Consider the following 24,138-nt stretch of genomic DNA (forward strand, 5'->3'; position numbering starts at 1 on the left):
CCGGCCGGTGCGGGCCGTCCCCTCGCGGGGGACGGCCCCACCTGCCGGGCGGGGGTCAGGGCACCATCCAGCCGAGGACCGGCGAGCCCTGGAGCGCGACCAGCACACACATGAACAACAGCAGGAGCAGACTCCAGCCGAACACCTTGCGGAAGATCTCCCCCTCCCGGCCCGCCATGCCGACCGCGGCGGCGGCAATGGCCAGGTTCTGAGGGCTGATCATCTTGCCCAGCACCCCGCCGGAGGAGTTGGCGGCCGCCAGCAGCACCGGGTCCAGCCCGGCCCGCGCCGCCGTCTCCACCTGCAACGCCCCGAACAACGCGTTGGCCGAGGTGTCCGAGCCGGTGACCGCCACGCCGATCCAGCCGAGGATCGCCGAGAGGAAGACAAACGCCCCACCGGCGGCGGCCAGGAACGCGCCGAGCGTGTTGGTCTGCCCGGACTGGTTCATCACGTACGCCAGGGCGAGCACCGCCATGACGGTGACGATCGCGTACCGCAGCTCGACGTAGGTACGCCCGTAGGCTCGCAGCGCCTGGCCGACGGAGACCCGCAGCACCAACGCGGTGAGCACCCCGGCGAGGATCATCAGTGTGCCGGCGGCGGGCAGCCAGTTGAGGGTGTACGTAACCGACGACAGCGGATTGCCGTTCCCGCCCAGGATGTCCAGGCCCGGCCAGGCGAACTTCACCGTCCACGGCTCCTTCGCCAGGACGTCCTTCACCACCCCGAGGTTGGCGATCGAGAAGATCGCGATGATGATCAGGTAGGGCGCGTACGCGCGGGCCACCTCCGCGGGGGTGTCGGCGAGCCGCGGAGCGGCCGCTCGGGTGTGGCCCGCCCCGGCATCGGCCGCCGTCCAATGCCGATCCTCCCCCGGCGCGTCGTCCGAGACGAACGGGTCCCCCGGCGGCGACTCGCCGCCCGGGCCATCGAGCGACGGCACTGCCGCGGTGGTCGTACCGGAGCGGCGGCCGGCCGTGGCGCGGACGGCGCCCGGGTCGGCAAGCTCGGCCTCGGCGGGCTCCCGGGCGGCCGGCACGCTCGCCACCTCCGGCTCGCGGCCCAGGTCGGCCGGGGTGACCGGGCGCCAGACGCGGATCAGCAGCACGACGGCGGCGGCCGAGACCAACGCCGCGACGATGTCGGTCAGCGGCACGGAGATGTAGTTCGCGGCGACGAACTGCGCCAGGCCGAAGGTCACGCCAGCGACCAACGCGGCGGGCCAGGTCTGCCGGATACCGCGCCGTCCGTCCACCAGGACCACCAGCAGCAGCGGTACGACCACCGCGAGGATCGGCGTCTGCCGGCCGACCATCGCGCCGAGGGTGTCCACGGTGAGCCGGGAGTCGTCATTGACGCCACTGGTGACGGTGGCCAGGGTGACGACCGGGGTGGCGAGCGCGCCGAACGCCACCGGCGCGGTGTTGGCCAGCAGCGCCACCGAGGCCGCGTGGATCGGGCGGAAGCCGAGCGCCATCAGCATCACCACGGTGATGGCGACCGGCGTGCCGAAGCCGGCCAACGCCTCCAGCAGCGCGCCGAAGCAGAACGCGATGATGATCGCCTGGATCCGCATGTCCGGACTAACCCGTTCGAACGAGCGGCGCAACACGTCGAAGTGTCCGCTCTCGACGGTGAGGTTGTAGACCCAGATCGCGTTGAGGACGATCCACAGGATCGGGAAGAAGCCGAAGGCGGCGCCCTCGGTGGCCGAGAGCACGGCCTGCCCGACGGGCATGGCGTAGATGGCGACCGCCACCACCAGCGCGACCGCGAGCGAGATCAGCCCGGCCAGCCAGGCCCGCACCTTCAGCACGCCGAGCAGCACGAAGAGGGTGAGCAGAGGCAGGACGGCGAAGATTGCCGAGAGCGCGACGGAGTCGCTGACGGGATCGGTGACGACTGTGAACTGGTCGAACATGGGTCACCTCGACGCTCGGAGACGGTGGCGGATGAATTGGGGCCCTACAGCAGCTCCTCCACCGGACGGGCGCGGAGGGAGGCGTCGAGGACCTGGGCGGTATGGGCCAGCGCGATGTCGCCGCCAGCGCGGGTCACCGCGGCGGCGACCTGCATGAGGCAGCCGGGGTTGGCGGTGACGAGCAGCCGCGCCCCGGTGGCCAGTACGGTGCGGGCCTTGCGGTCGCCGAGTTCGGCGGCCGGCCCGGGGTGGAGCACGTTCCAGATCCCCGCCGACCCGCAGCAGATCTCCGGGTCGGCGATCTCCCGCAGCTCCAACCCGGGAATGTCGCGCAGCAGCCGGCGGGGCTGGGCGCGGACGCCCTGGGCGTGGGCCAGGTGGCAGGCGTCGTGGTAGGCGACGGTCACCGGCAGCGGGTGCCGGGTGGCGACCGGACCCAGCTCGTCGAGAAGCTCGGACAGGTCACGCACCTTGCCGGCGAAGTCGGCGGCGAGCGCCGCGTAGCCGGGATCGTCCCGGAGCAGGTCGCCGTACTCCTTGAGGGTGGAGCCGCAGCCCGCCGCGTTGACCACGAAGAAGTCGATGCCGGCGGCGGCGAACGTGTCGAGCATCCGGCGGGCGAAGCGCTGCGCCTCCGCCTCGCGCCCGTTGTGCACGCTCAGCGCACCGCAGCAACCCTGCCGGTCGGGCAGAATGACCACGTCACAGCCCTCGGCGGCGAGCACCCGGGCGGTGGCGGCATTGACCTCGGGGAAGAACGCACCCTGTACGCAGCCGATGAGCATGCCGACCACGGCCCGCCGGGGACCGACCGCGGGAACCCGCTTCGGTGGGCGTTGCGGCCGGCGGAGCCGGGGGGCCAGGGACTCCAGCGCCGCCAGGGTGGGCGCCAGCCGGGGCAGCAGTCCGGTCCGCTGGACCAGACGGCGCACTCCACTGGCCTGGTACGCGCGCAGCGGGCCGCGTAACAGCCGCAGCCGCCGCGGGTACGGGAAGAGCGCGAAGATCGCCGCCCGCAGCGCCCGCTCCCGGGGACCGCGGTGGTGCCGGCGTTCGACCTGCTGCCGGGTGTCTTCGATGAGGCGGTCGTAGCGGACACCGGACGGGCAGGCGGTCACGCAGGACATGCAGCCGAGACACTGGTCGAAGTGGGTGACCATCGAGTCGGACAGCGGCTCACCCTCCAGGCCCTCCTTCATCAGGTAGATCCGCCCGCGCGGCGAGTCCATCTCCTCGCCCCACAGCACGTAGGTGGGGCAGGCGGGCAGGCAGAAGCCACAGTGCACACAGTCCGAGACCAGCTCGGCGGCGGGCGGATGGTGCGCGTCAAACGCGCCCTGGCCGGGCGGTTGGGCGGCCAGCCCGAGCACGTCGCGGGGCCCACTTGCCGGGCGGGTTCCGCCCGGCGAGCTGAGCGGCGCGGTCTCCGCGGACCGGGCCGCGCCCGCCGGATCCCGACGGTCGGGCTGCCGGGGAATGGACATCAGATCCCTCCCACGAATCGGCCGGGCGCGAGCCGGGCATCGGGGTCGAAGCGCTCCTTGACCCGGCGCATCAGTGCCAGACCGTCGACGGGCCCCCACAGGTCCACGCGGTCCCGTACGGGCGGGGGCGCGGTGAGCACCACGGCGTGCCCGGCGACGGCGGCGCTCGCCGTCCGCAGCGCGTCGATCAGGCCGGCGACCCGCTCCGGGTCGGCCGTGCCGGGCAGCCCGGCGTAGAGCACCCCGACGCCGGCCGAGCCGCGCAGCGCGAGCGGCAGACCACACCGATCGGCCGCCGCCCGGGCGTCGGCCAGCAACCGCGGTACGCCGGAGAGCGCGGCGGTCAGCTTCAGCCCAATGTCGCCGTCCCGCCACGGGTACCGGCCCCAACCGTCCGGAGGCTCGTCGGAAGCGGTGGCGTCGCCGCCGAGGAGCCGACGGGTCGCCTCCACGCGGGCAGCCACCCCGGCCGCGGTGCCCTCCAGCAGCACCGTCACCACCGCTCCCCCACCGGCCGGCGCGTCCACCTCCAGCGCGGTGGGCACGAGCTGCGCGGCGCGCACGGTGCCGGCGAGCCGTCCCGCCTCGGCCGGGTCGTCGGTCCGACGGGTGACGTACGCGACCGCGGACGGCAGCGGGTGCAGCCGGAACGCGCACTCGGTGATCAGCCCGAGCGTGCCGTACGCGCCGGTGACCAGCTTGGCCAGGTCGTAGCCGGCGACGTTCTTGACCACCTTGCCCCCGGCGTGCGCGACCACACCGTCGGCGCGGACCAGGGTGACCCCGATGATCAGGTCGCGCACGGTGCCGTAGAGCATCCGGCGAGGTCCGCTGGTGTTGGTGGCGACCGCGCCGCCGACGGTGCCGCCGGACAGCGGCGCGTCGAGGGCGAGTTGCTGGCGGGCGCCGGCCAGGGTGGCAGCCAGCTCGTCGAGGCGGGTGCCGGCCCGGACCACGGTGATCAGGTCACCGGCGGCGTGCTCGACCACCCCGGCCAGCGCCGTGGTGTCGAGGATCAGGTCGAGTCGCCGGGGCGGGCTTCCCCACGCCTGCTTCGTGGCCGCGCCGCGGACCGTCACCGCGAGGTCGAGGGCGGCGGCCGCCCGCAGCAGGGTCGCCGCTCCGGCGGTGTCGCGGGGTGTGGCGACGTAGCGCGCGGGCATCCCGGCGATCACGTCGTGGTCGCCGGCCGGCCGGACCGACTCGGAGCCGTCCGGGCGCCGGCCGTCGGTCGTGGTCTCGGTGGCGGCGGCGCGGAGCCGGTCGAGGATCGCGTCGGCGGGCATCAGAACGCCTCCGCCAGACCGGCCTCCTGCGCGGGGTGGACCCCCTTGCGTCGACCGGGGATCTCGCCGCAGAGCCGGGGGGTCGGAAAGACCTTGCCCGGATTCGCCAGACCGGCCGGGTCGAACGCGCAGCGCAGCAACTGCATGGTGTCCAGGTCGTCGTCGGTGAACATGCGCGGCATGTACTTCGCCTTGTCCATGCCGACGCCGTGCTCACCGGTGATCGACCCGCCGTGGCTCACGCAGAGGTCGAGGATCGCGCCGGAGACCTCCTCGGCGCGTTCGGTCTGCCCGTCGACGCCCGCGTCGAACAGGACGAGCGGGTGCAGGTTGCCGTCACCGGCGTGAAAGACGTTGGCGACCCGGATGCCACGTTCGGCGGAGAGTTCACCGATGCGGCGCAGCACCGCAGGCAGGGCGGTGCGCGGAATGACCCCGTCCTGGACGATGTAGTCGGGGCTGATCCGTCCGACGGCGGCGAACGCGGACTTGCGACCCTTCCAGAACAGCGCCCGCTCGGCGTCGTCGGCGGCGATCCGGATCTCGAACGCCCGGTTGTCCCGGCAGAGCTGTACGACCTGGTCGAACTGGGCGGCCACCTCCGGGTCGGGCCCGTCCAGCTCGACGATGAGCACCGCGCCGGCGCCGGCCGGGTAGCCACAGTGCACTGCCGCCTCGGCAGCGGAGATGGCGAGCGCGTCCATCATCTCCACCGCCGCCGGCACCACTCCCGCCGCGATGATCGCCGAGGTCGCCGCGCCCGCCTGGTCGGTGCTCTCGAAGGCGGCCAGCAGGGTGCGCACCGACTCGGGCAACCGGGTCAGCCGCACGGTCACCTCGGTGGCGATGCCGAGGGTGCCCTCGGAGCCGACGAACGCTCCGAGCAGGTCGTAGCCGGGGGCGTCGGGCGCCCGGCCGCCGAGGCGTACCCGGTCGCCGTCGGGGGTGACCAGCTCGACGCCGGTGACGTGGTTGGTGGTGAAGCCGTACTTGAGGCAGTGGGCGCCGCCGGAGTTCTCCGCCACGTTCCCGCCAATGGAGCAGATCTGTTGGCTGGACGGGTCGGGCGCGTAGTACCAGCCGTGCGGGGCGGCGGCCCGGGTGACCGCCAGGTTGATCACGCCGGGCTGCACCACCGCCCGCTCGTCGGACGGGGCGATCTCCAGGATCTCCCGCATCTGCGAGGTGACGATCAGGACGCCGTCGGCGTGCGGCAGCGCGCCCCCGGAGAGCCCGGTGCCCGAGCCACGGGCCACGAACGGGGTGTCGGCGGCGACGCAGGCGCGGACCACGGCGGCGCACTGTGCGGCGTCGGCGGGGAGGGCGACGAGGGCCGGGACCACCTTGTACTGGGCCAGCCCGTCGCACTCGTAGGTGCGCAGCTGTTGTCGGTCGCTGATCACCCGGTCCGCGCCGATGGCGGCTCGCAGCGCGGCGGTGAGAGCTTCGAGGTCCGTTCCGGCTGTGCTCATCGCCCACCTCCGCGCGTAGGGTCGGTCGTCGGTCAGGGCATCCGTTCGTACGCCGGCACGGTGAGGAAGTCGGCGAAGTCGTCGGCGACGGCGACCTCCATGAACAGCGCCCGGGCGGCGGTGTAGTCGCCCGGGTCGCCGGGGAGCTTGGCGATCTCCTCGTCGGCGATCCGCTCGACCAACTCCCGGGTGACCCGGGTGCCGGTGTCGTCGAGGGTGAGGTCGTTGTGCAGCCACTGCCACACCTGGCTGCGGGAGATCTCCGCCGTGGCGGCGTCCTCCATCAGGTTGAAGATGGCCACCGCGCCGGAGCCACGCAGCCAGCTGGCCAGGTACTGCACCCCGACGCTGACCGCGTTGCGCAACCCGGTCTCGCTGTGCGGGCCGGGGGTGGCGCCCACCGAGAGCAGGTCGGCGGCGACGACCCGTACGTCCTCGCGGGTGCGGTCGAGCTGGTTCGGCCGGTCGCCGAGCACCGTGTCGAAGACCTCCCGGCAGATCGGCACCAGGTCGGGGTGGGCCACCCAGGAGCCGTCGAAACCGTCGCCGGCCTCGCGGGTCTTGTCGTCGCGGACCTTCGCCAGGGCGGTCTCGTTGACCTGCGGGTCGCGTCGACTGGGGATGAAGGCGGCCATCCCCCCGATGGCGTGCGCGCCGCGTCGGTGGCAGGTCCGCACCAGCAGTTCGGTGTACGCCCGCATGAACGGCACGGTCATCGTCACCGCGTTCCGGTCCGGCAGAAGGAAGTCCGCGCCCCGGGTGCGGAACTTTTTGATCACGCTGAACATGTAGTCCCACCGGCCGGCGTTCAGCCCGGCGGAGTGCTCCCGCAGCTCGTAGAGGATCTCGTCCATCTCGAACGCGGCCGGGAAGGTCTCGATCAGCACGGTGGCCCGGATGGTGCCGCGCGGGATGCCGAGCCTCTCCTGGGCGGCCAGGAAGACGTCGTTCCACAGTCGCGCCTCGAGGTGGCTCTCCATCTTGGGCAGGTAGAAGTAGGGCCCGGCGCCGCGGTCGAGCTGCCGGCGCGCGCAGTGGAAGAAGTAGAGCCCGAAGTCGACGAGGCTGCCGGAGGTCCGCTCACCGTCGACGAGGATGTGCTTCTCGGTGAGGTGCCAGCCGCGCGGTCGTACCACGATCGTGGCCAGTTCGCCGTCGTGCAACGCGTACTGCTTGCCCTCGGGGGACGTGAAGGCGAGCTTGCCGTCGATGGCGTCGCGCAGGTTGAGCTGACCGGAGATGACGTTCTCCCAGAGCGGGGTGTTGGCGTCCTCGTGGTCGGCCAGCCACACCTTCGCGCCGGAGTTCAGGGCGTTGATGGTCATTTTCGCGTCGGTGGGTCCGGTGATCTCGACGCGGCGGTCGACCAGGCCCGGTGCCGGCTCGGCGACCCGCCAGTCGGCCTCGCGGATCTCCCGGGTCTCCAGCAGAAAGTCCAGCAGCCCACCGTCGGCCAGCTCTGCCTCACGCTGCCGTCGCAGGGCGAGCAGGTCCCGGCGACGCGGGTCGAAGGCGCGGTGCAGATCGGCGAGGAAGGCCAGCGCCTCCGGGGTGAGGATCTCGTCGTACCGGGGGTGCATCGGGCCTGTGACCTCGACGCCCGCAGGGATGGTCATCGACTCGCTCCTCACCGTGACATGCGTGGTGATCGATCGGACGCGCTCCTGCCGACTGTAGTTCTTGCCGTACGGGACCATGCCTGAGCGACGACACAGTCGCCGGGAGCGGTCGACCCGGTGCGGCGAACGGCGCTTCAGGCGCGGCGAGCGGCAGATGGGCCGAACCGTGCGGCGGCGAGGGGGCGGATACGACCCGAAACACCGGCCCGGCGCCGCCATGATCGGCCGGCCGCGCCGGTCCCCACCTGCGGTCGAGCCGCCCGTTGATCTGCCAGCGCCACCAACCTTCGGAAGTTTCGAACCGAACGACACCAGCACTTCGCAGGTCACGCGGCGGATTTCCGGAAGTGTTCGACCTTGATGGGGTCCATCGACAGCCTTAACGTTTCGGGCAGGTTTCGGGTCTCCACCCGAAGAGCTGTCGGAGCCACCACGGTCAGCCCGAGACCTCGGACACCCGACACCGACCCTGCTCCCAGCCCATCAGCACCATGCCCGCACCCTCCATCTGATGATCGATAAAGATCGATTGGTGCCGAAAGGAAGGCAGATGAAGCAACGACGGTGGATCAGTGTCGGCGCGGTCGCGGTCGCGACCGTCGCGGCACTGAACGCGGTGCCGGCCACCGCGAGTCGGCCGTACGATCCCACCGCCCAGAGCCTGGCGGCTCTCGGGCTGCGGCACGGTCTCCAGGTCGGCACCGCGGTGGACATGGCGGCCCTCAACGACGCCAACGACCCGCAGTACCGCAGGCTGGTCGCCTCCGAGTTCTCCTCGGTCACCGCGGAGAACGCGATGAAATGGGAGAGCCTGGAGCCCACCCGCGGCGTCTACGACTGGGCGGCGGCCGACCAACTCGTCGAGTTCGCCAGGCGCAACAAGCAGAGCGTGCGCGGCCACGTGCTGGTCTGGCACAACCAGTTGCCCACCTGGCTGACCAGTGGCGTCGCCGACGGCTCCATCAGCAAGCAGGAGCTGCGCGAGCTGCTGCGCAAGCACATCACCACCGTCGTCAACCGCTACAAGGGCAAGATCTGGCAGTGGGATGTGGTCAACGAGGCGGTCAGTGACCCCTGGGACACCCCGTCGACCCTGCACTACAAGGGCTTCTGGGCGCAGAACCTCGGGCCCGGCTACATCGCCGACGCGTTCCGCTGGGCGCGGGCCGCCGACCCCCGGGCGCTGCTGTTCTACAACGACTACAACATCGAGGCGTTCGGCTCCGGCAACCCCGCCGACGACAAGTCTCAGTTCGTCTACGACATGGTCAAGGGGTTGCGCGCCCAGGGCGTCCCGGTCGACGGCATCGGCTCCCAGGGCCACCTGGGCACGCAGTACGGCAACTACGACACCCTCCAGGTGACCGCCGCGCTGAAGAAGTTCACCGCGCTCGGTGTCGCCACCGCGTTCACCGAGGTCGACGTCCGCAGCGAGATGACCGAGGCCGTCCGGGCCGGCAACGCGGCCGAGATCAACCCCCGGTTGCAGGCGTCGGCCGCCAACTTCAGTGTGCTGATGAAGGCCTGCCTGGCCGTGCGCAGCTGCCTGTCGTACACCGTCTGGGGCTTCAGTGACCGGCACTCCTGGGTGCCGGGCTGGTTCAACGACCCGCCAGAGGGCCTGGCCACCATCTATGACGAGAACTACCAGCCCAAGCGGGCGTACCACGAGCTGAAGTCCGACCTGATCTTCGCCGGCCCGCCGTACGTCCTGCCGCGCACCACTCCGAAGCCGCGCCGCTGACCGACCGCTTCGGCTGAGCCGACGAGGGTCACCGGAGCACGACCGGGCCGTGTGGGGCTCCGCGCCCCACACGGCCCGCGGGCATGGTGCTCCTGCCGGTGGGCCGGCAGTAGGATCGCTGCACCTCGGCGACGACTGTCGCCTGCTTCATCCGGAGTCCGCGTGTCCGAGCAGTCAGCCGTCGACGTCACCCGCGAGACCCGTCTCCGGAGGCGCCTCCTGCTGGACGGTGCCACCGTTGGTCATATTCCGCGGACCGCGCGTGGCTGACCGTTGGTACCGATCTCTCCGCTGGGCACTGGCCGTCGTGTGCCTGGTCGCCGCCGTCACGGTGCCGGCCCGTCCGCCGCTGGCCACCAGGACCGAATCCTCGGCCCTGCGGGTGCTCCAGCTGAACCTCTGCAACAGCGGCCGCGCCGGCTGCTACACGGGTCGGTCGGTGACCGCGGCGGTCGAGGTGATCAGCGCGGAGGTGCCCGACGTGGTCTCTCTCAACGAGACCTGCCGGGGCGATGTGGCGGTGCTGGAGGCCGCGCTGGCGACCGTCCACCCCGACGATACGGTCATGTCCGCCTTCAAGGCCGCCGGCGACCGCCCCAGCGGCGCCGTCACCCGATGCCTCAACGGTGAGCCCTACGGCATCGGACTGCTGACCCGCGTCGATGCGACGACCACCCCCTACACGGTGCGGAGCGGGATCTACCCGGCGCAGGATGTCTCGGACCCTGAGGAACGAGCCTGGCTCTGCGTCCAGGTCCCCGGCTCGCTGCACGCCTGCACCACACATCTGGCGGCCACCAGCATCACCGTCGCGCTCGACCAGTGCCGTCACCTGCTCGACGCGGTCGTGCCAGCGATCCGCAGGAGCGTGGGGTACGCGCCGACGGTGCTGATCGGCGACCTCAATCTCCGGCACGACCGTTCCCCCGACGTGCGATCCTGCGTGCCGCCGGAGTACCTGCGGATCGACGACGGCGCGCTGCAACATGTCATGACGACACCCGACGTCACGATCTGTTGCCGCCGCTCGATAGGAATGCACGGGGCGACGGACCACCCCGGGCTGCTGGCCACGCTCACGATCGAGGGCAGACATCCCGGCTGGACGACCCCCGCACAGACCGGGGCACCCGCCCGCCCGGCGTAGGCCCGAGCTGCCTGAACCAGATCACGGTGCGGGGCGCGCCTGTCCCCCGCGCGGGCGCAGGGCCTCGCTGCGGCTAGCGAGCAGGCTTCCGTCGCTGGCTATCGCAGAATGCGGGCGACGGCGCCGTTGACGGACACGTCCTGCACGGATGGTCGTGGCTGCGGCGCGTCATCCGCGCGCCACCGCGCCACGGACACGATGCCCGGATCGACGAGCTCCATCCCGGCGAGCAGCTCGGCGAACTGCTCCGTGCGCCGGGCGCGGAACCGCCCGTCGTGATTGCTGGCTTCGAGCTTCGCGGTCACGGTCGGTGGCATGTATTCCCAGGTGACGTGCGAAGCGACCACGTAGCTGCCGGCAGGGAGCGCGGCGACGAGTCGGTCGAGGATGCCCTTGGGGTCTTCGTCGTCACGGATGAAGTGCAGGATCGCCACCAGCATCAGCGCGACGGGCTGGGACAGGTCCAACGTGGTCCGCAGGTCCGGATGGGTGAGGATCTTGTCGGGCTCACGCAGGTCGGCGTCGAGGTAGGCGGTGCGGCCCTCGGTTGTGCTGTTCAGCAACGCGCGGGCGTGGGCGAGGACGATCGGGTCGTTGTCGACGTAGACGACCCGGGCTGACGGATCGATCGCCTGGGCGACCTCGTGGGTGTTGTCGGCGGTCGGGATGCCGGTGCCGATGTCCAGGAACTGCCGGACGCCCTCTTGCGCCAGGAATCGCACCGCCCGCTGCAGGAACATCCGGTTCTCGACCGCGGCCAGCCGGATCGTGGGCATCGCGGCCGCGAGGGCGTCACCAGACTCCCGGTCAGCAGCGAAGTTGTCCTTGCCGCCCAACAGGTAGTTGTACCTGCGAGCCGGGTGCGCGACCGTGGTGTCGATCCGGTCCGCCGCTGACAGTTCCCCGCTCCGGCCAGTCACCAGACCCCCCATCGCCGCGTTCGATTTCTACAAGGTACACACCCGACGGTCGTTGCGAATGCCCTCGGAGAGCGGCGCCACGGCACGGCCCACCGGCGGGAGTAGCGGACCGATTCTGTCCGCTGGGCGTGGCAGGGTGACTCATGGAAGAAGGTCTGCCCGCAGCGCGACCTCCGAGACCCACTACGAACGGAGCAACCCGATGAGCCGCCACATCCAGGTCACCTTCGACGCCCACGACCCGCGGGCGCTGTCGCGCTTCTGGTGCGAGGCGCTGGGCTACGTGCTCCCCGGCCCGCCCGGAGTCGACCTGCCCGAGGGCGCCGACCCGCTGGCCGCATGGGACGACTTCCTCGCGCGGATCGGCGTACCGGAGGAGGAGCGCAACACGAGATCGGCCATCGAGGACCCGGACGGGCACGGCCCACGGCTGTTCTTCCAGCAGGTGCCGGAGGACAAGGTCGCCAAGAACCGCGTCCACCTCGACGTCCGTGCGGCCCCCGGGCTGCAGGGAGAGGAGCGGATGGCGGCGCTGGAGGCCGAGTGCGACCGGCTCCTCGCGCTGGGGGCGACGCGGGTACGTCGCTCCGAGCCCGCTCCCCCACTGGACGCCGGCTTCATCGTGATGGCCGACCCCGAGGGCAACGAGTTCTGCCTGGACTGAGGCGGCTCACCTGTGACGTCGCGGCTGGTGCGGCGACCTGCCGCGCTCGTCAGCTGATGGCGGGGCTACGGCGTTCCAGCAGGACGACGTCCCGCCAACGGTCGTGATGGCGACCGACGCGCTCGCGAACGCCGATGACGCGGAACCCGGCACGCTCGTGCAGGGTCAGGCTGGCGGTGTTCTCCGGAAAGACACCGGACTGGATCGTCCAGATGCCGGCGGCTTCGGTCGAGGCGATCAGCGTGTCCAGCAGCAGTCGGGCGATCCCGCGCCCGTGGGCGGCCGGATCGACGTAGACGGAGTGCTCGACGACGCCGGCGTAGACCGCGCGGGTCGAGGTCGGCGAGACGGCGATCCAACCGACGACGCCGCTCTCGCCGCTGACGGCCACGAACCGGTGCGCGGTCAGGCGCGTGGCGTCGAACGCCGACCAGGTCGGCGCGGTGACCTCGAAGCTGGCGTTGCCGGCGTCGAGCCCGGCCTGGTAGATCGCCAGGACCCGCTCGGCGTCACCGGCAGCCATGGGACGCACGGAGATGTCAGCCATCAGCAGCTCAGCCCTGGCCGGGTTCGCCGGTCTGCTCCCACATCGACTTCATCTCGCCGAACGCCTGCTCCATGATCTGGACCATCGCGGCGCGGGCACGGTCGCCGTCGCGGCGCTGGATCGCCTGCGCCACGTCGGCGTGCAGTTGGAGAGCCTGCTCGTGAGGGTAGTGCGGCATCAGGTCGTAGTGGTGGCGGCCGGTGAGCACCTCCGCCACCAGGTCCTGCAGCCTGACGAACATCTCGTTACCCGAGGCGGCCAGCACCCGACGGTGGAACTCGATGTCGAGGTGGAGGAAGCGCTCCTCGTCCCCGGCCTTCCCGGCGGCCCACATCTTGGCCGCCAACCCGACGAGGTCGCTCGCCTCGTCGTGGTCGACCCGGCGAGCGGCCAGCCAGGCGGCGTGCGGCTCGACGGCCGTCCGTAGCTCGGTGATCGAGCGCATCTGTGCCATCCGGCCGTCCGAGGCCAGTCGCCAGCGGATCACCTGCGGGTCGAAGACGTTCCAGTCGCGTGTCGGCCGGATCAGCACCCCGACCCGGCGGCGGGTCTCGATGAACCCCATGGCGGCGAGCACCCGCAGGACCTCGCGGACAACCGAGCGGGACACGCCGTACCGGTCGACCAGCTCGTCGATGTTGAGGACGGAGCCCGGCGTCAGCTGGCCTCCGCAGATGGCGGTGCCGAGGTGGTCGAGAACTTGTGCGTGCAGCCCGGCCTCGGCAGGGGCCTTCTTCTGGACGGCTGCAACCCCTGATGAGGACCGGTCCACGCGTTGCAGCATATCAGTTGGAGATCACCCCTTGAATAAATCCGCTTTATCGGCCTAGCATCCGGACGTTAAGCGGACGTTAACAGCGAGGTCGTGCTCTACCCCCGAAGCGGCGACCACGACAGAAGGAGAGATGGACGTGCGGCGTCGATCGATATTTGGAACTTCTCTGGCCGTGGTTGCCGCCATGGGCCTGTCAGCGTGCGGCGGCGGCGGGGACGACAGCGCCTCGTCGAAGACCGTGCGGGTGACCCTGGCCAACCACGTGTGGACGGAGAACATCAAGCAGGCCCTGCCCGAGTTCGAGAAGCAGTCCGGCCTGAAGGTCGAGATCACGCAGCTCGGCGAGGACCAGCTCTCCGACCAGTACAACGTCAAGCTGAACGCCGGCTCCAGCGACATCGACGTGATGATGTACCGCCCCCTGCAGGAGGGGAAGCTGTTCGCCAAGAACAAGTACCTCGCCGACCTGTCCGACAAGGTGAAGTCCAACAAGGACTGGGACTTCAGCGACTTCCAGGCCGGCCCGGTGGACGCCACCTCGTACGAGGACAAGGCGGTCGGCGTCCCGATCATCACCGAGCAGGAGGTCCTCTACTACCGCAAGGACCTGCTGGGCAAGGCCGGTCTGACCGCCGCACCGAAGACCCTCGACGAGCTCAAGGCGGCCGCGGCCAAGATCAAGGCCGCCGACCCGAGCATCGCGGGCTTCGTGGCGCGTACCGGCAAGTCGCCGGCGGTCACCCAGTTCTCCAGCTTCCTCTACAGCTTCGGCGGTGACTTCGTCGACAGCAGCGGCAAGGCCACCGTCAACAGCGAGCAGGCCAAGCAGGCGTACGCCTACTACGGCGGGCTCCTGAAGGACCACGGCCCGGCGAACGTCAGCACCGACATGAGCTGGCCCGAGGCGATGGCCATCTTCACCCAGGGCAAGGCGGCGTTCTACACCGAGGCCAACTCGCTCTACAAGAACGCCACCGACCCGGCCAAGTCGAAGGTCTCCGACACCGTCGGCTTCGCGCCCTTCCCGGCCGGCCCCGCCGGTTCGAAGCCCTACAACATCCCCTCGTGGGCGCTGGGCATCAACGACAACTCCGAGAACCAGAGCAACGCCTGGAAGTTCGTCGAGTGGGCGACCAGCAAGGAGCAGACGCTCGCGCAGCAGAAGTCCGGCGTGCCGGGCGCGCGTACCTCGGTCTGGGCCAACCCGGAGGGCACCGCCACGTACCCGAAGGACCTCGTCGAGGCCATCGCGGCCAGCACGAAGGACGGCGTGGGTCACGACCGCCCGCTGGTCAACAAGGTCGCCCAGGCCCGGGAGATCGTCGGCCAGCCGATCGTCGACGCCATCGCGGGCAAGGACGCCGCGGCGGCGGCCGACTCCGCCAACGAGGCGTTCCAGCAGTTCCTGGACGACGAGGCCAAGTAAGCCTGGCGCGGGGGTGGCGGGGCCGTCCGGCTCCGCCACCCCCGCCGGGCCCGCCCACCCCGGAGATCTCATGGCAGCAGTGACCACCCCCACCAGACCGCCCCGCCGAGCATCGGAGACGCCGGACACGCCGGCGTGGGCCCGCTGGGCCAACGACCATCGCAAGTGGCTCTTCGCGACGCCGGCCATGGTCTTCGTCGCCGCGCTGATCGTCTTTCCGCTGGCCTGGACCGGATACCTCAGCCTCACCGACGCCGAGGGCTCGGTTCGGGCGGAGTCCGAGTTCGTGGGCTTCCAGAACTACGTCGAAGTGCTCTCGGACACCGACCGGTTCTGGCCCGCCGTCGGCCGGACCGCCGCGTTCACCGTCGTCGCGTTGCTGTTCGAGGTCGTCCTCGGCATGGCGGTCGCGCTGCTGCTGTGGCGACCGTTCCGGGGTCAGAAATGGGTCCGGGTCGCCATCCTGATGCCGCTGGTCGCCACCCCGGTCGCGGTCGGCATGATGTGGCGGCTCATCTTCGACCCGAACATCGGCATGGCGAACCAGGTACTCGGCTGGGTCGGCATCGGACCCCAACCGTGGCTGGCCGGCCAGCACTCGGCGCTGCCCACGACGATCTTCATTGACGTCTGGCAGTGGACCCCGATGGTGGTGCTGATCCTGCTCGCCGGCCTGACCTCGCTGTCCGACGAGCCCCAGGAGGCGGCGCGTATCGACGGCGCCAGCACCTGGCAGCGGTTCCGGCACGTCACCCTGCCGCTGGTGATGCCGACCGTGATCGTCGCGATCCTGCTGCGCGGCATCGACGCGCTGAAGACCTTCGACATCCTCTACGCCACGAAGGGCCGCGGCGGCGGCTCCTTCCACGAGGTCGAGACGCTCAACGTGTACGCCTACGGACTGAGCTTCGACTACAACGAGTACGGCATCTCATCGACGGTCCTCATCGTCTTCTTCCTGATCATCATCGGGTCGATGTGGGCTCTGACCTCGCGTAGGAAGGAGGCGAAGCGATGAAGTCCAGCCCCGCCTACCGGGTGTTCCGCGTGGTGGCGCTCACCGTCGTGGTGATCGCGCTGCTCGCGCCGCTGCTCTGGATGGTCGCCGCCTCGTTCAAGACGAACGTCGACATCTACGACACGGGCAAGGCGTTCGCCTTCTCGCCCACCCTGACGAACTACGCGAACGTCCTGGAGCAGGCCAACTACGTCGAGTTCATCGTCAACAGCCTCTGGGTGGCCTTCGCGGCCACCGTGCTCTCCATCGTCCTGGGCGTGCCCGCGGCGTACTCCATGAGCCGCTTCAACATGAGGAAGTCCGCGCTCGTCGTGCTGATGGCGCGGGTCATCCCCGGCGTCTCCCTGCTGGTGCCCTGGTACTACGTCTTCTCGAACCTGAAGATGGTCGGCGGCTTCAGCGTGCTCATCCTGAGCCACATGTTCGTGTCGCTGCCGCTGGTGGTCTACATCATGATGGGCTACTTCGACAGCCTGCCCATCGAACTCGAGGAGGCGGCGCTCGTCGACGGGCTGACCCACATCGGCGCGTTCCGCCGGATCACGCTGCCGCTGTCGATACCGGGCGTGGCCACCGCCGGCATCCTGTCCTTCATCTTCTCCTGGAACAACTTCATGTTCGCCCTGGTGCTCTCCGGCGCCGACACCAAGACCCTGCCGGTCGCGATCTTCGACTTCGTCGGCTACGCCAGCATCGACTGGGGCGGACTCATGGCCGCGGCCAGCGTCGTCACCCTGCCGATCATGCTGATCGCCCTGTTCGTGCAGAAGTACGTCGTCTCCGGCCTCACCGCCGGCGCGACGAAGGGCTGAGGACACCGTGACGACAATCGCTCGGGTCGAGACCTTCCTGGTCGCCCCCCGCTGGCTCTTCGTCCGCGTCGAGACCGAATCAGGGATCGTCGGCTGGGGCGAGGCGACCTGCGAGGGCCGCTCGGAAACCGTCCGCACCGCCGTGGAGCAGCTCAGCGAGCTGCTGATCGGCCGGGACGCGCTGCGGATCGAGGACCACTGGCAGACCATGACGAAGGGCTCCTTCTACCGGGGCGGCCCGATCCTGGCCAGCGCGGTGTCCGGCCTGGACCAGGCGCTGTGGGACATCGCCGGCAAGCGGTACGGGGCGCCGGTGCACCAGCTGCTCGGCGGCCCGGTCCGGGACCGGATCCGGGTCTACGGCTGGGTCGGCGGCGACGAGCCCAGCGAGGTCCGCGACCACATCGCGGCGCAGGTGGAGGCCGGACTGACCGCGGTCAAGATGAACGCCTCGGGGCGGATGAGCCCGATCGCGTCCGTCGCCGAGCTGGACGGGGTGGTCCAGCGGGTCGCCGCCGCCCGGGAGGTGCTGGGCGACGAGCGTGACGTCGCCGTCGACTTCCACGGCCGGTTCACCCTCGCCAACGCCCGCCGCGTCGCCCCGCTGCTCGAGCCGTACCGCCCGCTCTTCCTCGAGGAGCCGGTCGTACCGGAGAACTCCCACCTCATCGGCGACTTCGTGCGGTCCACGACCACGCCCGTGTCGACCGGGGAGCGGCTCTACAGCCGGCAGGAGTTCCTGCCCGTCTTCCAGGCCGGCATCGCGGTCGCCCAGCCGGACCTCTCGCACGCCGGCGGGATCTCCGAGGTACGCCGGATCGCCGCGCTCGCCGAGGTCTACGACGTGCAGCTCGCCCCGCACTGCCCGCTCGGGCCGATCGCCCTCGCGGCGTGCCTGCAGATCGGCTTCGCCACACCCAACTACCTGATTCAGGAACAGAGCATCGGCATCCACTACAACCTCGGGGCCGAGGTCCTCGACTACGTCGTGGAGACCACCCCGCTGCTCTTCGTCGACGGGCACATCGAGCGGCTCACCGCGCCCGGGCTCGGCATCGAGGTCGACGAGCAGGCGGTACGCGCGGCGGACAAGCGCGGGCACGTGTGGCGCAGCCCCACCTTCCGGCACCCCGACGGCTCCTACGCGGAATGGTGAGCATGACCCTGGACCTGACCGGTGAACTCGCCGCGGCCCGCCTTCTGGGGATCATCCGCGGCACCGACACGGCCGCCTCGATCGCCACCGGCGTGGCGCTGCTCCAGGAGGGCGTACGCATCGTCGAGGTGGCCCTCACGACACCCGGAGCGTTACGCGTCATCGAGGCCATCCGGGCGGCCGCGCCGGTCGGCGCGCTGGTCGGCGCGGGAACGGTGCTGACCGCCGCCGACGTCGCCGACGTGGCCGCCGCCGGAGCGCACTTCGTCGTCACCCCGGCCGTCGTCGACTCGATCCCCGAGGCCGTTCGCCGCGGTCTGCCGGTCGCCGCCGGGGCGCTCACCCCGACCGAGGCGTACACCGCGGTCCGGATGGGGGCGGCGGCGGTGAAGCTCTTCCCCGCCTCGCTCGGCGGCCCGGCGTACCTCAGGGCGCTACGCGACCCGTTCCCGGAACTTCCCCTCCTCGCGGTCGGCGGGGTGGGTCTGGCCGAGATGCCCGCCTACCTCGACGCCGGGGCCATCGCCGTCGGCGTCGGCGGCCCGCTGGTGGGCGACGCCGCGTCCGGCGGCGACCTCGACGCGCTGCGCGCCCGGGCGCGCGGCTACCTGACGGCGGCGACCCACCGGCCGGTCCCATGACCGCGGTCGACCTGCTCACCTTCGGCGAGTCACTGGTGTCGCTGCGGGCGGCCGGACCGCTCGCGGTCGGTGGCGCCCTGACCATGCACCTGGCCGGCGCGGAGTCGAACGTCGCGATCGGCCTGGCCCGGCTCGGCCACCGGGCCGCCTGGGTCGGTCGGGTCAGCGACTACGAGCTGGGCGAGTACGTGCTGCGGCAACTGCGCGCCGAAGGCGTACGCGTCGACGGCGTGACCACCGACCCCACCCGGCCCGCCGGGCTGATGTTCCTGGAACGGCGCACCGCCGACGTGACCCGGGTGCGGTACCACCGGTCCGGCTCGGCCGGGTCCGCCCTGAGCATCGAGGACGTGCGCGCGCCGATCGCCGAGGGCGCCCGGGTGCTGCATCTGAGCGGGATCACCCCGGCGCTGTCCGACAGCGCCCGCGAGGCCACCACCTGGGCGGCCGAGGCGGCCACCCGGTCCGGGACGCTGGTCTGCCTCGACGTCAACTACCGGGCCCGGCTCTGGACCCGGGAAGCGGCCCGCACGGCGCTCACCCCGCTGGCCGCGTACGCCTCACTGGTCATCGCCTCCGCCGACGAGCTGGACCTCGTCGACGAGCCCGGGGCGGACGAGCCCAGCGTCGTCGCGCGCCTACTGGCGCGCGGCGTGCGGACCGTCCTGGTCAAGCTCGGCGCCGACGGCGCCCGGGCCCACACCCGCCAGGGCGTCCGGCACGTCGCGGCGGTGCCGGTGACCGCGGTCGACACGGTGGGCGCCGGTGACGCGTTCAGCGCCGGCTACCTCTCCGGGCACCTCGACGGGCTCGACCTCGACGGCCGCCTGCGTCGGGCGGTGACCGTGGGCGCCTTCGCCGTCGCCGCTCACGGTGACTGGGAGGGCCTGCCGCGCCGCGCCGAACTGTCCCTTCTCGACGAACACGAGACTGGAAGCACCATCCGGTAAACCCGCCCAGCGCGGCACCTGAGAAAGGCACCCCGTGAAGATTGTCGCAGCGGACGTCATCGTCTCCAGCCCGGACCGCAACTTCGTCACCCTGAAGATCACCACCGACGACGGGGTCACCGGACTGGGCGACGGCACCCTCAACGGGCGGGAACTATCGGTCGCCTCGTACCTGCGCGACCACGTCGTCCCGCTGCTGATCGGGCGGGACCCGCACCGCATCGAGGACACCTGGCAGTTCCTTTACCGCTCCGCGTACTGGCGGCGGGGCCCGGTGACCATGGCGGCGATCGCGGCCGTGGACGTCGCACTCTGGGACATCAAGGCCAAGGCCGCCGGCATGCCGCTCTACCAGCTGCTGGGCGGCGCGTCGCGGACCGGCATCATGGCGTACGGCCACGCCTCGGGGCGGGACGTCCCGGAGCTGTTCGACTCGATCCGCCACCATCTCGAACTCGGCTTCCGATCGATCCGGGTCCAGACGTCCGTCCCGGGCATCAACGCCGTCTACGGGGTCGCCGCGCAGCCCAGCGCCGACGGCACGCGGTACGACTACGAGCCGGCGCAGCGCACGCCACTGCCGGCCGAGGAGGACTGGGACACCCGCTCCTACATGCGTCACCTGCCCGGCGTCTTCGAGGCGGTACGCAACGAGTTCGGACCCGAGCTTCCGCTGCTGCACGACGGTCACCACCGGATGACCCCGATCCAGGCCGCCCGGCTCGGCAAGGACCTGGAGCCGTACGACCTGTTCTGGCTCGAGGACTGCACTCCCGCCGAGAACCAGGAGGCCCTGCGCCTGGTCCGCCACCACACGACAACGCCGCTCGCGATCGGCGAGGTCTTCAACACCGTGTGGGACTACCAGACGCTCATCCGCGAACAGTTGATCGACTACGTCCGGTCCGCCGTCACCCACACCGGGGGCATCACGGCGATGCGCAAGCTGCTCGACTTCGCCGCGCAGTACCAGATCAAGTCCGGCATCCACGGCCCGACCGACATCTCGCCGGTCGGCATGGCCGCCGCCCTGCACCTCGACCTGGCCATCCACAACTTCGGCATCCAGGAGTACATGCGGCACGGCGCCCTGACCGACGAGGTCTTCCGGCAGTCCTTCACGTTCGCCGACGGCTACCTCCACCCCGGCGAGCAGCCGGGTCTGGGCGTCGAACTCGACGAGGAGGCCGCCGAGCGGTTCCCGTACGTGCCGGCCTACCTGCCGTTCAACCGGCTCAAGGACGGGACCGTCCATGACTGGTGAGCAGGGTGCCGCCGCCGGGCCCGGCCGCCGACAGCCACCCCGGCACGTCGTCGTGATGGGCGTGTCCGGTGCCGGCAAGACGACCGTGGCGAGGGGAATCAGCGACGTCGCCGGGCTGACCTTCGCCGAGGCCGACGAGTTCCACTCCGCGGCCAACGTGGCGAGGATGAGTGCCGGGGTACCCCTCGACGACGAAGCCCGCTGGCCCTGGCTGCGCGCCCTCGCCGACTGGATGGCCACCCGTGACGCCGAGGGCGTGTCGACGGTGCTGGCCTGCTCGGCGTTGAAGCGGTCCTACCGTGACGTGCTCCGGCAGGGACCGCCGAGCGTGGACTTCGTCCACCTGGACGGGACCGCGGAGGTGATCCGGGAGCGGATGGCCCGACGCGCCGGGCACTACATGCCGGCGAGCCTCCTGGACTCTCAACTGGCCATACTGGAGCGGTTCGAACCCGGCGAGCCGCCGGGCCTGGTGCTCGACGTCGCGCTGTCTCCGGAGCAGCTCGTGTCGGCCGTGGTGGACCGTCTCGGACTGCCCACCGGAGCCGCCGCCGTCGGCGGATAGCCCCTCGCCCACCATGCCGCCGTCACCCCGACCTCGGTCAGGGTGACGGCGGTGGTCTGGACCCGTTTGACTGGCCCAATCCCCATTGCCTGACTAAAGTCAGCTATATGACGCTCGATCTCGTCGCCGCGGTGCGGCGCTTCAACCGGACGGTGACCCAGCGCGTTGGCGCGCTCGACGACGAGTACATGGCCTCCGGACGCCCTCTCGCGCAGGCGCGACTGCTGTGGGAGATCGGTCCGGACGGCGCCGAGGTCGCGGCGCTACGGGCCCGACTCGGCCTGGACTCGGGCTACCTCAGCCGGCTGCTGCGCACCCTGGAAGGCGACGGGCTGGTCACGGTCGGGCCGGCCGAACCGGTCGGCGGTGACGCGCGGGTCCGGGTGGCCACGCTCACCGAAGCCGGGCGGGCGGAGTGGACCGCCCTCGACGCGCGCTCCGACCAGCTCGCCTGGTCGATCCTCGAACCGCTGTCAGGGCAACGACGCGAGCAGCTCGTCGCGGCGATGACCCAGGTCGAGCGGCTGCTCATCGCGTCGATGGTGGTCGTCGAGCCCTGCCCGCCCAGCGATCCGCGCGCCCGGGCATGCCTGCGCGCCTACGCCCGGGACGTCGCCCGGCGCTTCGACGACGGGTTCGACCCGGCACTGAGCAAGCCTGTCCACGACGAGGAACTCGTCCCGCCCGCCGGCGTGTTCCTGCTGGCCACGCTGAACTCCGAGCCGGTCGGCTGCGGCGCGGTCAAACTGCACCCCGACGCACCTGCCGAGATCAAGCGGGTCTGGGTGGCGGACACCGTGCGCGGTCTCGGCATGGGCCGGCGGATACTGAGCGACCTGGAGCGGTACGCGGCCGAGCGAGGCTGGACCAGCGTGCGGCTGGACACGAACCGGAACCTCACCGAGGCGATCGCCATGTACCACTCGTCCGGGTACCGGGAGATCGAGCCGTACAACAGCGAGCACTTCGCTCACCACTGGTTCGAGAAGCAGCTCGACCCGGCCGGGCGCTGGGGCGGCGCGTGAGAGTGGTCCGATGTGCGGGCCTGGCGCGGGCCGGCTTCAGTCGCGCCCTGCACCGCGATCGGGCGCGCTCATGTCCCCCGTCCCGGGCGTGCCACCGGCGAGCCCGTAGCGCAGGTACACAGTGCCCTTCGGACTGGCCACCGGCGGTTCGAGAAGTGTGAGGTTCGCGGGCACCGCGCCACCGTCGAACACCTTCTTGCCGACGCCGAGCACGATCGGGTGCACCCAGAGGTCCAGACGGTCGAAGAGCTTCTCGCGCAGGAGGGTCTGCACCAGGTTCAGGCTCCCGACGACCTTCACGTGTTCGTGCCGGTCACGGATCTCGCGTACCGCGTCGGCCAGATCGGGGCCGAGCTGCGTGGACCCGGCCCAGGAGAGGTCGGGCCTGCCGCGGGAGGCCACATACTTCGGGACGCGGTTGAAGAGTGTGGCGATCTCGTTGTCCTCGCCGCCCTCCTGGTGCGGCCAGTAGGCGGCGAAGATGTCATACGTCCGCCGGCCGACCAGGAGGGCGTCCGTGCCCTCGTACGCGGCGAACACCTGCGCCCCGGCGACCTCGTCCAGCAGGGGCGCCTGCCAGCCGCCGAACGGGAACCCCACCGGGTCCTCGTCGGGGCCGCCGGGCGCCTGCCCGACGAGGTCGAGGGTCGCGAACAGTTCGATGTGGAGGAGGCCCATGCCGTACTCCTGATGGGTTGATCGTCTCGGTCGGGAGGTAGACCTGTGGGCGCCGGCAGACTCATCGCCGCGACGGCACCCCGTTTCGTACCCGCCGACCCACCCGGCCGGAACGTCGCACCGGCCCTCCCCCGCGCACCGTACAACACTGAACGCGTCCAAACTGGTGGCTGCCCACGTCCGGTGTCACCGCAGAGATCCTTCGGGTCGAGCCGTCCCCGATAGACCCGGTCGACGGCGCGGCCACGCACCCCGACGATCCTGCCGCCGGCGACCGCGATGTCCATCGCGTCTCCGTTGGAGTGCAACACCGACGCCGACTGGACCCACCGATCGACGTCCGCCTCGGTGCGGTCACCGTCGAGGAACCGGTCCACCCGGACCGGCCACTCCTGCCCCGGCCCGTACGGGGTTCGCGCACCCCACGGATCGGCGATCCGATCAACCATCACGCGCTCCTCTCGTCGAGGACATGTCGGACACCGCCCACACCGGCATGGGCCGACCCGACACCCGACCGTACGACCAGTCCACAGCGGTGACCAGGACCACCGCGCCGGCCGCGATGAGCAACTGCGTCGGGGTACGCAGCAGGCCCAGACTCACGATCAGCGTCGTCGCGCCCGCCGGGGGATGCGACGCCTTCAGCAGCACCAGCACCAGCATGGTCACGGCCAGCGACCCTGCCGCCGCGACGACCCGCAGCCCGTCGACCCCCTCCTGAAGCGCCGAGGGGTCATCGGACAGTCCGCAGACGACAAGGAACACGTACCCGGCCAGCAGGGCCACCCCGTGCCCGATGAAGGTGCTGCGGGGCGACGACTGGGGCGCGTCCGGCTTCTCCACGTGCAGCATCACCGCCGGCCCGAGACTGGGAAACAACCACGGCTGATGGGTGAGGACCGCGACCGCGCCGGCAACGACGACCGCCAGCGCGCTGCCCGCGAAGGCGTGCACCGACCGCCGCAGCTGCCTCATCAGCCTCCCCTCCGCCTCTGATCGTCACACTTCTCCCGTCCTG

22 protein-coding genes are annotated in these 24,138 nt (G+C 71.0%); 12 read left to right on the top strand and 10 right to left on the bottom strand.

Annotated features, from left to right (window positions below; genetic code table 11):
• Nucleotides 1-55: 55 nt before the first annotated feature.
• Genes ACFYPS_RS25355 through aceB form a run of 5 tightly spaced genes read right to left on the bottom strand, consistent with a single transcriptional unit; the run spans nucleotide 56 to nucleotide 7,782 of the window.
• Nucleotides 56-1,924 carry an L-lactate permease gene (locus tag ACFYPS_RS25355; protein WP_387327453.1) on the bottom strand — a complete coding sequence of 623 codons (1,869 nt, stop codon included), beginning with the start codon at nucleotides 1,922-1,924 and terminating at the stop codon, nucleotides 56-58.
• A gap of 44 nt (nucleotides 1,925-1,968) precedes the next feature.
• On the bottom strand, nucleotides 1,969-3,408 hold the full coding sequence (locus tag ACFYPS_RS25360) for a (Fe-S)-binding protein (protein ID WP_387327456.1): 1,440 nt from the start codon (nucleotides 3,406-3,408) through the stop codon (nucleotides 1,969-1,971).
• Nucleotides 3,408-4,694 (bottom strand): FAD-binding oxidoreductase, encoded by a 1,287-nt coding sequence (locus tag ACFYPS_RS25365; protein WP_387327459.1) that lies wholly within the window; start codon nucleotides 4,692-4,694, stop codon nucleotides 3,408-3,410. The genes ACFYPS_RS25360 and ACFYPS_RS25365 overlap by 1 nt, the downstream gene beginning before the upstream one ends.
• Nucleotides 4,694-6,166, bottom strand: a complete 1,473-nt coding sequence (locus tag ACFYPS_RS25370) for an FAD-linked oxidase C-terminal domain-containing protein (RefSeq protein WP_387327462.1) — start codon at nucleotides 6,164-6,166, stop codon at nucleotides 4,694-4,696. Before ACFYPS_RS25370 ends, ACFYPS_RS25365 begins: the two co-directional genes overlap by 1 nt.
• A 32-nt stretch (nucleotides 6,167-6,198) precedes the next feature.
• Nucleotides 6,199-7,782 (bottom strand): malate synthase A, encoded by a 1,584-nt coding sequence (gene aceB / locus ACFYPS_RS25375; protein ID WP_387327465.1) that lies wholly within the window; start codon nucleotides 7,780-7,782, stop codon nucleotides 6,199-6,201.
• 553 nt (nucleotides 7,783-8,335) lie between these two features.
• On the opposite strand from aceB, the gene ACFYPS_RS25380 reads away from it, so the two are divergent.
• Nucleotides 8,336-9,529 carry an endo-1,4-beta-xylanase gene (locus ACFYPS_RS25380; RefSeq protein WP_387327468.1) on the top strand — a complete coding sequence of 398 codons (1,194 nt, stop codon included), beginning with the start codon at nucleotides 8,336-8,338 and terminating at the stop codon, nucleotides 9,527-9,529.
• A gap of 262 nt (nucleotides 9,530-9,791) precedes the next feature.
• The gene (locus tag ACFYPS_RS25385) at nucleotides 9,792-10,676 is read left to right on the top strand and encodes an endonuclease/exonuclease/phosphatase family protein (RefSeq protein ID WP_387327471.1); all 885 of its coding nucleotides are present in this window, start codon (nucleotides 9,792-9,794) and stop codon (nucleotides 10,674-10,676) included.
• 98 nt (nucleotides 10,677-10,774) lie between these two features.
• Here ACFYPS_RS25385 and ACFYPS_RS25390 read toward each other — a convergent pair whose 3' ends face one another.
• Nucleotides 10,775-11,596 carry an SAM-dependent methyltransferase gene (locus tag ACFYPS_RS25390; RefSeq protein ID WP_387327474.1) on the bottom strand — a complete coding sequence of 274 codons (822 nt, stop codon included), beginning with the start codon at nucleotides 11,594-11,596 and terminating at the stop codon, nucleotides 10,775-10,777.
• A 202-nt stretch (nucleotides 11,597-11,798) separates the two neighbouring features.
• On the opposite strand from ACFYPS_RS25390, the gene ACFYPS_RS25395 reads away from it, so the two are divergent.
• A complete protein-coding gene (locus ACFYPS_RS25395) occupies nucleotides 11,799-12,260 on the top strand; it encodes a VOC family protein (RefSeq protein WP_387327477.1) in 462 nt (153 codons plus the stop codon).
• A gap of 49 nt (nucleotides 12,261-12,309) precedes the next feature.
• Here ACFYPS_RS25395 and ACFYPS_RS25400 read toward each other — a convergent pair whose 3' ends face one another.
• The gene (locus tag ACFYPS_RS25400) at nucleotides 12,310-12,807 is read right to left on the bottom strand and encodes a GNAT family N-acetyltransferase (protein ID WP_387327480.1); all 498 of its coding nucleotides are present in this window, start codon (nucleotides 12,805-12,807) and stop codon (nucleotides 12,310-12,312) included.
• Between the two features lie 7 nt (nucleotides 12,808-12,814).
• Complete coding sequence (locus ACFYPS_RS25405) at nucleotides 12,815-13,579, bottom strand: FadR/GntR family transcriptional regulator (protein ID WP_354965711.1); 765 nt, start codon at nucleotides 13,577-13,579, stop codon at nucleotides 12,815-12,817.
• 187 nt (nucleotides 13,580-13,766) lie between these two features.
• Here ACFYPS_RS25405 and ACFYPS_RS25410 point away from each other — a divergent pair, with 187 nt between their 5' ends.
• The 9 genes from ACFYPS_RS25410 to ACFYPS_RS25450 all read left to right on the top strand — a co-directional run bounded on the left by ACFYPS_RS25410 (nucleotide 13,767) and on the right by ACFYPS_RS25450 (nucleotide 22,439).
• Nucleotides 13,767-15,008, top strand: a complete 1,242-nt coding sequence (locus ACFYPS_RS25410) for an ABC transporter substrate-binding protein (RefSeq protein ID WP_387327483.1) — start codon at nucleotides 13,767-13,769, stop codon at nucleotides 15,006-15,008.
• A 70-nt stretch (nucleotides 15,009-15,078) separates the two neighbouring features.
• The gene (locus tag ACFYPS_RS25415; RefSeq protein ID WP_387327486.1) at nucleotides 15,079-16,026 is read left to right on the top strand and encodes a carbohydrate ABC transporter permease; all 948 of its coding nucleotides are present in this window, start codon (nucleotides 15,079-15,081) and stop codon (nucleotides 16,024-16,026) included.
• Nucleotides 16,023-16,838, top strand: coding sequence for a carbohydrate ABC transporter permease (locus ACFYPS_RS25420; RefSeq protein ID WP_387327489.1), 816 nt, complete (start codon nucleotides 16,023-16,025; stop codon nucleotides 16,836-16,838). The genes ACFYPS_RS25415 and ACFYPS_RS25420 overlap by 4 nt, the downstream gene beginning before the upstream one ends.
• Nucleotides 16,839-16,845: 7 nt before the next feature.
• Nucleotides 16,846-17,994 carry a galactonate dehydratase gene (gene dgoD / locus ACFYPS_RS25425; protein WP_354965714.1) on the top strand — a complete coding sequence of 383 codons (1,149 nt, stop codon included), beginning with the start codon at nucleotides 16,846-16,848 and terminating at the stop codon, nucleotides 17,992-17,994.
• 2 nt (nucleotides 17,995-17,996) lie between these two features.
• A complete protein-coding gene (locus ACFYPS_RS25430; RefSeq protein WP_387327492.1) occupies nucleotides 17,997-18,635 on the top strand; it encodes a bifunctional 4-hydroxy-2-oxoglutarate aldolase/2-dehydro-3-deoxy-phosphogluconate aldolase in 639 nt (212 codons plus the stop codon).
• Nucleotides 18,632-19,585, top strand: coding sequence for a sugar kinase (locus ACFYPS_RS25435; protein ID WP_387327496.1), 954 nt, complete (start codon nucleotides 18,632-18,634; stop codon nucleotides 19,583-19,585). The genes ACFYPS_RS25430 and ACFYPS_RS25435 overlap by 4 nt, the downstream gene beginning before the upstream one ends.
• 34 nt (nucleotides 19,586-19,619) lie before the next feature.
• Nucleotides 19,620-20,849, top strand: a complete 1,230-nt coding sequence (gene manD / locus ACFYPS_RS25440) for a D-mannonate dehydratase ManD (RefSeq protein ID WP_387327499.1) — start codon at nucleotides 19,620-19,622, stop codon at nucleotides 20,847-20,849.
• Nucleotides 20,839-21,414: a gluconokinase gene (locus ACFYPS_RS25445; protein ID WP_387327502.1), complete on the top strand. Its 576-nt coding sequence runs from the start codon at nucleotides 20,839-20,841 to the stop codon at nucleotides 21,412-21,414. Before manD ends, ACFYPS_RS25445 begins: the two co-directional genes overlap by 11 nt.
• A 107-nt stretch (nucleotides 21,415-21,521) precedes the next feature.
• Nucleotides 21,522-22,439 carry a GNAT family N-acetyltransferase gene (locus tag ACFYPS_RS25450; protein WP_387327505.1) on the top strand — a complete coding sequence of 306 codons (918 nt, stop codon included), beginning with the start codon at nucleotides 21,522-21,524 and terminating at the stop codon, nucleotides 22,437-22,439.
• 36 nt (nucleotides 22,440-22,475) lie between these two features.
• Here the strand turns inward: ACFYPS_RS25450 and ACFYPS_RS25455 are convergent, their stop codons facing one another.
• Together ACFYPS_RS25455 and ACFYPS_RS25460 are read right to left on the bottom strand one after the other, a co-directional pair.
• Nucleotides 22,476-23,117, bottom strand: coding sequence for a dihydrofolate reductase family protein (locus ACFYPS_RS25455; RefSeq protein WP_387327508.1), 642 nt, complete (start codon nucleotides 23,115-23,117; stop codon nucleotides 22,476-22,478).
• A 441-nt stretch (nucleotides 23,118-23,558) separates the two neighbouring features.
• Entirely contained in the window at nucleotides 23,559-24,095 is a 537-nt protein-coding gene (locus ACFYPS_RS25460; RefSeq protein ID WP_354965721.1) for an HPP family protein, read from the bottom strand.
• Between the last annotated feature and the right edge of the window lie 43 nt (nucleotides 24,096-24,138).

Source organism: Micromonospora sp. NPDC005087 (genome assembly GCF_042872965.1).
Classification (GTDB): Bacteria; Actinomycetota; Actinomycetes; order Mycobacteriales; family Micromonosporaceae; genus Micromonospora.